Annotated in this window: 11 protein-coding genes; 2 read left to right on the forward strand and 9 right to left on the reverse strand. The window is 45.5% G+C overall.

The window, feature by feature from the left end:
* On the reverse strand, positions 1–2,807 hold a 2,807-nt coding region (locus Q0V82_RS15840; protein ID WP_297577303.1), incomplete at its 3' end, for an RNA-directed DNA polymerase.
* A gap of 470 nt (positions 2,808–3,277) precedes the next feature.
* On the opposite strand from Q0V82_RS15840, the gene tnpB reads away from it, so the two are divergent.
* Positions 3,278–3,391: an IS66 family insertion sequence element accessory protein TnpB gene (gene tnpB, locus Q0V82_RS16615; RefSeq protein WP_374758557.1), complete on the forward strand. Its 114-nt coding sequence runs from the start codon at positions 3,278–3,280 to the stop codon at positions 3,389–3,391.
* A 103-nt stretch (positions 3,392–3,494) separates the two neighbouring features.
* On the opposite strand, the gene Q0V82_RS15845 is transcribed toward tnpB, so the two are convergent.
* The 7 genes from Q0V82_RS15845 to Q0V82_RS15875 all read right to left on the reverse strand — a co-directional run bounded on the left by Q0V82_RS15845 (position 3,495) and on the right by Q0V82_RS15875 (position 7,207).
* Positions 3,495–3,812, reverse strand: coding sequence for a glycosyltransferase (locus Q0V82_RS15845; RefSeq protein WP_297577305.1), 318 nt, complete (start codon positions 3,810–3,812; stop codon positions 3,495–3,497).
* 48 nt (positions 3,813–3,860) lie between these two features.
* Positions 3,861–4,136, reverse strand: a complete 276-nt coding sequence (locus tag Q0V82_RS15850; RefSeq protein ID WP_297577307.1) for a hypothetical protein — start codon at positions 4,134–4,136, stop codon at positions 3,861–3,863.
* A 48-nt stretch (positions 4,137–4,184) separates the two neighbouring features.
* Positions 4,185–4,502, reverse strand: coding sequence for a glycosyltransferase (locus Q0V82_RS15855; RefSeq protein ID WP_297577305.1), 318 nt, complete (start codon positions 4,500–4,502; stop codon positions 4,185–4,187).
* A 111-nt stretch (positions 4,503–4,613) separates the two neighbouring features.
* Complete coding sequence (locus tag Q0V82_RS15860; protein ID WP_297577309.1) at positions 4,614–5,225, reverse strand: glutathione S-transferase family protein; 612 nt, start codon at positions 5,223–5,225, stop codon at positions 4,614–4,616.
* A gap of 123 nt (positions 5,226–5,348) precedes the next feature.
* Entirely contained in the window at positions 5,349–6,020 is a 672-nt protein-coding gene (locus tag Q0V82_RS15865; protein WP_297577311.1) for an RES family NAD+ phosphorylase, read from the reverse strand.
* Positions 5,995–6,369 carry an antitoxin Xre/MbcA/ParS toxin-binding domain-containing protein gene (locus Q0V82_RS15870; RefSeq protein ID WP_297577312.1) on the reverse strand — a complete coding sequence of 125 codons (375 nt, stop codon included), beginning with the start codon at positions 6,367–6,369 and terminating at the stop codon, positions 5,995–5,997. The genes Q0V82_RS15865 and Q0V82_RS15870 overlap by 26 nt, the downstream gene beginning before the upstream one ends.
* A gap of 376 nt (positions 6,370–6,745) precedes the next feature.
* Entirely contained in the window at positions 6,746–7,207 is a 462-nt protein-coding gene (locus Q0V82_RS15875) for a DUF417 family protein (RefSeq protein ID WP_297577313.1), read from the reverse strand.
* A 274-nt stretch (positions 7,208–7,481) separates the two neighbouring features.
* Here Q0V82_RS15875 and Q0V82_RS15880 point away from each other — a divergent pair, with 274 nt between their 5' ends.
* Positions 7,482–8,048, forward strand: a complete 567-nt coding sequence (locus Q0V82_RS15880; protein WP_297577315.1) for a peptidase inhibitor family I36 protein — start codon at positions 7,482–7,484, stop codon at positions 8,046–8,048.
* A gap of 799 nt (positions 8,049–8,847) precedes the next feature.
* On the opposite strand, the gene Q0V82_RS15885 is transcribed toward Q0V82_RS15880, so the two are convergent.
* Positions 8,848–9,165 (reverse strand): glycosyltransferase, encoded by a 318-nt coding sequence (locus Q0V82_RS15885; RefSeq protein WP_297577305.1) that lies wholly within the window; start codon positions 9,163–9,165, stop codon positions 8,848–8,850.
* Positions 9,166–9,188: the final 23 nt, after the last annotated feature.

A 9,188-nucleotide genomic window follows, 5' to 3' on the forward strand; every position in this document is an offset into this window, starting at 1 on the left:
AAATGAAAGAGCAGGCTCGACACCCAGTTAGACATTGGAGCGGTCTCGCCATTCAAAGCTTCTGGTGAATGCATCATTCCGAGCTGGCGTTTGATAAAGCTCGATTTCAAACCCATGTACTTGGCTTGGCTGGAATCATTCACCCGCATTGCAGACCAATCAGTATTGCCAATTAAGCAACTACGCAGAAATATACCCATGCGATATAGCGGTAAATGCTCGGGTTCGATCCAATCTGGCAAAGGAAAAATAGGCTCAAAGTCAATCGCGGTCCCAATTGTGATTGGCACTTCAAGCGATTGAATCTTACTCCAGTTATCACATTTCACTTTACAGTTACTTAGGTCAATAATCCCCTGAAGTTCAACCGCTTCATCTGAAGTTGAATCAATGTCGGCTGTAAATCCATCCTTCTCGCCATTCAATACTGCGAACAACAACGCCAACGCTGCATTTTCATGGGCAAATGGATTGTCTGTTCTCTTGATAATCGAAAGCAATGAAAGTGAAGTATCTTTATTGAACCGACTAAGGTCGCCACTGATTTTTGATTGGGACAGTCCCAGCTTACTGATTAATTCTTTGCAAAGTGGGTGCCACTTAGTGTCTTTACCTTTTGCATGCTCAACCAGCTGAGCAAAAAATATTGGGCATTCCACAGCAATACTTTTACAAAAAGGCAGAACATCGCCGTATGTAAGTCCATCTTTTGGAATGGCAACAATACGTGCTGCAACTTTGTCGAGTAATGAATTAACAGATCGAATGACCAATAATTTATCCGTCGCCAACTGATAGGCTAGTAAGGCATTGGCTATAAAATCAGCACGCTTAGCTTTTTCGTGAATACTGCTGTCTTTCTTACCAACAACCGAAATATTTCGGTGCCCCTTCATCATTTTTGTGATGATGTTGAAGTTTTCATCCTGAGCATCTTGGTCTAACGGCGAGTCATTTCTTACCAAGCAAAAGAACATCGCTTGAGCGATCAAATTTTCATCGTATTTACTCGTCGTGTTTGTGACGATCTCTACTGCAAGAGTTTGAAGCTGTTCAAAAAACTCAGCGACGTTGGCATGAGCAGGAAAAGCCCATGAGTCCTTGGTGTGTATAGTCGTGGCGGCATCTCGAAAAATCTCACCTAAGCAATATTGCGCCATTTTTTGCTGAATGGGCGCTTCTTTACGCTCAATCACAGCACCAAGCTGGTCAAGTATGGGTTTCAATATTTTGGGCTCAGGGAAAAGTTCGAGCCCTTTTTTTAGCAATAGAACTAATGAGGGATCTTTACTCCAGCAGCTAATGAATTTCCGTGCCATGCGCTCTTGCAAATAATCCCAAGCACCTGGTTTCGCTACTCCATTGGCATCAATTTCTTGCGCGACCAAGCTGCGCTTTTGCTTTAGTAACTTGTGGATTTTATTGGCAGAAAAACGGAGCAAAGTATCGTCGCGAACGTCATTGCTGGGTGCATCTATTAACGCTAAAGAATTCGTGTTTTCAGTATTATTTTCGGAGATGCGTAAGCTATCAGCGAGGCCAATCAAGCCTTCTAAACTACCCAATTGCTCGTCAATTTCCCCTGCAGAGAGTGGACCACTAACTTTGCTCTGAATTTCTTGTAGTTTGGTTGATATGCCAGAGCGCTTATATCGAAATGGCTCAATTCTTGTTTTCTGCTCACCAAACTCTAAGCCAATAGCCGACAAACGCGTAGATAATTCAGCGAGTATTACTGGCTTAATCAATGCAATGTCTTCGCGTGTATTGCCCTTTGATTTAGCAATAATAATCAGGCGCATGTCATCGACGTAGCGGCAATAGTCCACTAACTGAACGCCATCAGCGAGTGCCGTCCCTATCAAGGATTGAATTTGCTGATCAAAGTCTAACAAGTAGATGTTGGCCAAAAAACCGCCAATCACCAACCCCTGTGGGATTCCTTTTGGAATCGACTCATCATCTTTCTTACAAACTTGATCGTAAATGCCAGAGCTGCTTTCATCCCATTCCCATGCTTCAAAACTCTTCAGGAGTTTATTCAACAAGGGATCAACACTGCCTTCGCACAAGGCGAGTATCTTTTCATTTAGCTTGGTTCGATCAACGCAATCATAAAACTTTGTGATGTCGAGATGAATTTCGTAGACGCGCTGATCTTTGAGTTTTTGCTGTAATGCCTCGCCACCAAAATGAATTGGCCGCGCTAGAAAATGTTGATAATCGGTGAAGTATTTGCTGTAGCTTGTGCTGTTGCCCCAAGCGAAATTCGCTTCGGCACCGTTGTAGTGGCAATACAAGCGGTTGCCGTAGTTAACAATCTTTTGCTTGTGCACATCTTCAAATCGAGTAGCGGTATTGCCTTGGCAGGATTCGACTTTATTAGCCAAACACATCATCAGCGCCATCAATAGGCTTTGATCGCGGATTGATACATGCGCTAATGGGCGAAGCGCTTGAGGTTTTTCGCCTTCTTTTGGAGGAACAGGGCACCATTTGTGTGAAGCTGTTTCTCTCATATCGAGAGAAAGATCTGTGGCTTCGAAGTGCCATTGTTCCGATTTGGGTGCCGGTACGATGCGAAGTGGCTCAAAGGTAAATTTATCGTTCGCTAATTCATCTATCCAGTGATCTAGCCGTGCATCCAAGTCAATCGCGGAGCGATCTAGCTCAAAAGTATCGGCGTACCAATTGGTGGAACGGATGTATTGGTGCGCTTTTTTCCATGCTTGAGCCAATACTACTTTGTCGTTTAAATGTCCTTCCTTTGGCTTCAAGGATTTATATTTCTTTGCTAATAGTCCCATGTACATCTCAAAATTTAAGGCATTACATTAAAGCGATAAAGTCGAGAAAAACAGAAACCCGACTCACCAACACATCCTATTCTTGACCAAGAAAAGAAAGCGACTCAGGCCAAATAAAATATGGTCCAAATTTAGGACTAAACTTCGACTCACCGCCCACAGCCTTGCCACGCGCAGTTAGTTTTGGCTTGCCCTCAACAATCTCTAAAAAGCCATTCGCTGCCAACTTATCAATCAGTTCTTGAGTATTTTTGAGCCCGAGCTTCGCGGCTAGCTTGAGAAATCAATCGAGTCTGACTCCATTGATTTTCATGCTGCAGCCCGATAGCTTGCGGGTTGCGCGTAGGGTTTTACAAGGTTGGACAGCAATATAACGTAATTTGTCGCTGCAAATAACAAAATAGTAAGTTTGTTTGCTCTTTATTGATTTTGCTTTGTGCTGATCTGCAGAGATTGGTGTTGAGTCGCCCATCGAAGGTGCCGCGTATACGTTTCGCAATCAGTGCAGCAATCGCCTTAAAGTGTTGCTGTGGGATCGTTTTGGCGTGTGGTTGGCGCAACGGCGTTTGCGTCACGGTCGTTGACCACAATCGGAGAAAAAATAAGCGTCAAGGCGGTGGGTCGGCTCAGTTGGCGCTTAAAAAGCCCTCGTCATGAACGAGGGCTTTTGTGTGCTGTGCTAGCGCTTTATTCGCCAATCGCACCTTGTTCAATCAGGCGCAGCTCTTCTTGTGCGGTGGGTGTGAATGGATGCAAGTGCGATAAAAACTGGCGGCTGGCGGCGGCCCATGAATAGCGCTCGGCAAAGCGGCGCACTTCATTGCGATCAATGCGCAGCGCAGCAAGGCAGGCTTCGTGTAGATTTTCATTTAAAGCGCCCGGACCATCGCTACCAATTACGTCGATCGGTCCTGTTACGGGGTATGCCGCTACAGGGCAACCGCAGGCCATGGCTTCGAGCAATACCAAGCCAAAAGTATCGGTTTTGCTTGGGAACACAAACACATCGAATCAAAGGGGTCAGACTCGATTGATTCCACGGAAAACTAGAAATCAATCGACTCTGACCCCATTGATTTGCATGCCGCTGTCCGATGGCTTGCGGGTTGTGCTTAGGGTTTTACAAGGTTGGACAGCAATATAACGCAAATTGTCGCTACAAATAACAAAATAGTAAGTTTGTTTGCGCTTTATTGATTTGGCTTTGTGCTGATTTGCAGAGATTGGTGTTGAGTCGCCCATCGAAGGTGCGGCATTTGCGTTGCGGTCGTTGGCCACAAACGGAGAAAAAATAAGCGTCAAGGCGGTGGATCGGCTCAATTGGCGCACAAAAGCCCTCGTAATGAGCGAGGGCTTTTTGTGTGCTGTGCTAGCGCTTTATTCGCCAATTGCCCCTTGTTCAATCAGGCGCAGCTCTTCTTGTGCGGTGGGGGTGAATGGATGCAAGTGCGATAAAAACTGGCGGCTAGCCGCCGCCCATGAATAGCGCTCGGCAAAGCGGCGCACTTCATTGCGATCAATGCGCAGCGCAGCAAGGCAGGCTTCGTGTAGATTTTCATTTAAAGCGCCCGGACCATCGCTACCAATTACGTCGATCGGTCCTGTTACGGGGTATGCCGCTACAGGGCAACCGCAGGCCATGGCTTCGAGCAATACCAAGCCAAAAGTATCGGTTTTGCTTGGGAACACAAACACATCGAATCAAAGGGGTCAGACTCCGAATCAAAGGGGTCAGACTCGATTGATTCCACGGAAAACTAGAAATCAATCGACTCTGACCCCATTGATTTGCATATCTGGCCAATATCAAGCGCCACTTTTGCTCATCGCACGTTGATACGCTGGCCGCGCTTCTATCATGTCGACGAAACGGCTCAGATTCGGGTAGGTATCACGCCCTGCGAATTTAACTGCCATCTGCGCCACGAAAGAAATTTGCACGTCGGCGCCGCTCAGTTCGTTGCCAACGAAGTAATCGCGGTGGGTTAATTCGGCATTTAAATAGCCAAGATGATTGGCCAGTTCGCTTTGTATGCGTGGCTGCAACGGCGCACCGGCTTCGCCTAGAAATCCTACATATAGTTTTAACATCAGGGGCAGCATCGCCGAGCCTTCGGCGTAGTGCAAAAATTGGATGTAGCGGTTGTAGTCTGGCGTGCCTATCGCGGGTGCGAAGCGGCCATTGCCGTATTGCCGCACCAAGTATTCGATGATGGCACCCGATTCGATTAAGACCTCGCCGTTGTCGCGCAGCACTGGGGCTTTTCCTAGGGGATGAATCTGCATCAGTTCTGGCGGTGCCAATCGGGTTTTGGCGTCGCGCTGATAAGTGATGACTTCATACGGCAAACCTAGCTCTTCTAGCATCCAAGTGATACGGCGGGAACGCGATTCGTTTAGGTGATGTACTTCAATCATAGGGGGCTCGGTTGAGTAAATGATTTGCGGAAATCCATTATGCCCAATTTATGAGATGGTTGCCGTTTCGTGGCCAGAACTTGATTATTGATTTTCAAAAGCGTCGCAATCGACGCTTCTAGTTTAAGCCCCTCGCTTGTTCCACTCTGCGCCGGTTGGCGACACGGTCAAGTACCAATCTTCTTCGTTCTCAGGCGACATGCTGGTTAATGCCGACGGATTGAGCACCGCAACGCACGCTCCGGCATGGGTGTCTCTGACCGATGTGTATCTGATTAGAGGGATACCCTTAACTCGACAATCTCTTGCCACAATCTGAGTCTCTCTGTAGTCGTTTGAGGTCCAAAGTGCCGAGAAAGCATCAAAAGGCGGTAAGGTGAGATCGACGGCGTTTCCATCCACGCGGAAAGAAAAGGCGGTTCGCATGAGTGTTTTTGTGACAGCTTTCAGTCCATCCGAGCTTGCAAAAAAAGAGCTTGCCGCCCAATGTGCGGACTCGGCTAAGCTGGTATTTATGTTTTCGGCCGCATACATCACGCCTGACACGCCAAAAGCAGCAAATCTTGAACCCGTACTGGTTCTTTCGCAGTATCTAAATGGCGTAGATAAAAGGTAGTTCATTGCAGGTGGAGCGAGATGAGGTGGCTTGTCCGACTCAAGTATGCTTTCAAGCAAGTCTAGTTCGGCAGCACTATTAACAATGGCGCGAACATAAGGTTTTGTCTGCCCCTCACATACGCGCCAAAGTAATTGATCTGTGAGTCTTGAATTAGAATCGACCGCGCATGGAATCAAGATATCCCCCTATTCTGTAAACCCCACCTCCTTCCATCAGCACTTCAATGGGTGCCTTTCTGAACTCGGCATTATTAGAGTGAAGCCACTCTCTCATCAGAACCTCATCGCCGTCCAGTAGGCCCGCAAGGCTTCTGAATATGCGTATGAAAGCCACAGCGCCAGCCCATTCATGCTTGGCTGGCTTCAAAATGTAAGTTCCGTTTGCGATTCTACTTACGGTAGCTTCTGATAGGCCAATTATCTTTGCGACGCCAGCTTGACTGACATTAAGTTTTTCCCACGCAGCAGCAAGCGCTTTTCCTAAAACAACTGCCGCTTCGGGGCGTTCTACCTCTAGCGCGCTCATGTCAAGTTTCCTCAGAAATATATAATCAAACTTATTTCCATGGTAATACTTGATATGCGGTTTTACAAGTGATTAAGTCGGGATTGTCGCCTTAGCCACTGTTTCTTTCTGGAAAGAAGCGGGTCGGTGAGCCGGAGAAGGGCTTGGCCGGTTATTAGCCTGTCAGGCTAATTGTCGCCTCTGAGTTTTCATTGGTTTGAAAAAACAGAGGCTTTAACATGCAAGACATTACTTATTCTGACGACTTTTAGACAGCAGGCGCTGGGCGGCGCTTGAACGCTACGCCCAAAGTGGCACCGCGCCGGTATTAATGTTTCCTTATTGGGGTCGGCATACTGAAATGCCACATCAGCGTGATGTGGCAGGGTTGATTTTCTTATGCAGTTTGGCGTCGAGCTTGAATGGCTTGATGTCCTTTTTGCATGGTGATTAAAGTAATCCCGAGAAAAACAATATCTTTAAAAAGAAAAAAATCTGTTAACGGTACGCCATCGACCACTTTAAAAGTGCCTGGCGTCGTTAAAATAAAGCTTAATGTGACGACAAAAATAAGCGACGCGACTGCGCCGGCATAATAGCCAACGTGGGGCTTTTTGATCGAAACAATGAGCATCAATGCTGTAAATATTTCAAATGTACCAATCAAATTAGATACAAACTGAACTGAAAAAACATGATACATCCATGATATTAAAGGGTGATTTTCTATTAGAGGTTTGATTTGCAATGCCTCCGTTGGGGTATATTTAAATATACCGATCCAAAGCAAAGTGGCGACAACGCCAAATAAGCCAATCAAATAGCCTAGGTCATGCGGTGTTTTGTTGTGCATAGTCATTCTCAGAGTCAAGTTTATTAAAGTATGAAATCTAATTCATACGATGTAGTCGACTTAGTGTGAAATTTATTACACACTATTTCGATAAAATATCGAAATAGGCTAATTTATCTATTTGGCATTGATGTGTTCGAATAATGATTATTGTTTATGCTGAATTGATCGTCTCTACTTCTAAAGTGGGTGTTGGTTGTAGTTGTATGGCGTTGGCATTTATGTGTAAACAGCTTGCAATATCGATAGCTATCGTTTTTATTTAATTCGGGGATTTGTTTTGAAATTTATTGTTATGTTCTTTGCTTTGGCATCAATCGCACATGCCAGTGACATCAACTTAATTGTCAATCATTCACAAGTGATCGGCCCTTCGATCAATAGATCACAAATATTACACGTCTGTGTTTTGGTCCCGTTTAATGAGATATATGCTCAAGCTGACTTTACGCAGTCGATGGCAAGAGACCGAGTAAGCCGTGCTTGCCAAGATAAGCGGGGGCGCAATAGTATTTTTTGCCAGAGTGATAAGGCCGTTTGCTCCATTTCTGATCTTGGCAGGAGTGATACGACTGAATCGAGTTGTGGCGTGAAGCTGTATAGCGGTGAAAATCAAACGGGTAGAGAAATACGAGTACCTTCAAATACCAGTGATTTGGGGCACTTTGACTTTGATAATCAACTCACATCGTATTACATCCCTCTTGGCTGGGAGGTTAGATTTTACAAAGATCGCAATTATAGCGGTGATTTTTATACTCGAAAATCGGGATACGGCAGCGCAATCGAGTTTAATAAAAGTATTAGCTCAATTCGTATTTTGAGAAGTACTCAGTGTAAAAGCTGAGTTTTTATGGATTTTTTGCGTCTAACAAAATAAATTCCAGAAAGTGGCTGCGACTCTATACTACATCGCAATCTGGGTATCGTCGGATAATCGCATTAATCATGCTAACCCATCATTGTCTTCTTTGCGCAATACAAAATCCATGATTAAAAAATCAAACGAATAAGGGCTAAATTCTTCGGCCAAGCTTAGCTTGAATATTTCTGAACTAAGTATTTGATTTGTATGGATGTAGAGTCAATAGCATTCAAAACATCTGTAGCGTGCGTACTTCATTTTTGGCTTCTGATTAAACTAACTACGTCATCCCCGAGTGTATTTATCGGGGATCCAGTGCATATGCTGGATTCCCGCCTGCGCGGGAATGACGACATTAATTAAATTAGAGCATCTTTAGATAAGCCTAGGGTTTATTACGAATAAGCTCAATAACGTTGCCATTTGATCAAAGCTTATTGATGGGTAAGGTATTGACTAGTTTTAAGTGGGTCGGCTCCAGATAGTTTGAATGTAGAAAACAACAAGCCTATTTAAATCATAGGTTTGCGTTTCCATCATTCAAACTGAATGAGGCGACCGTACTTATAAAGCAATGCTATTTTTATTGGTGATTTATTTTTTTGCATATCCTACATTTTAAAGTGTTGCTGTGGGATCGCTGTGGTTGGCGCAACGGCGTTTGCGTCACGGTCGTTGGCCACAATCGGAGAAAAAATAAGCGTCAAACTGGTGGATCGGCTCAATTGGCGCACAAAAGCCCTCGTAATGAACGAGGGCTTTTGTGTGCTGTGCTAGCGCTTTATTCGCCAATTGCCCCTTGTTCAATCAGCCGCAGCTCTTCTTGCGCGGTTGGGGTGAATGGATGCAGGTGCGATAAAAACTGTCGGCTGGCGGCGGCCCATGAATAGCGCTCGGCAAAGCGGCGCACTTCATTGCGATCAATGCGCAGCGCAGCAAGGCAGGCTTCGTGTAGATTTTCATTTAAAGCGCCCGGACCATCGCTACCAATTACGTCGATCGGTCCTGTTACGGGGTATGCCGCTACAGGGCAACCGCAGGCCATGGCTTCGAGCAATACCAAGCCAAAAGTATCGGTTTTGCTTGGGAACACAAACACATCGAATCAAAGGGGTCAGACTC

The sequence above is a fragment of the uncultured Deefgea sp. genome (assembly GCF_947072475.1).
GTDB lineage: Bacteria > Pseudomonadota > Gammaproteobacteria > Burkholderiales > Chitinibacteraceae > Deefgea.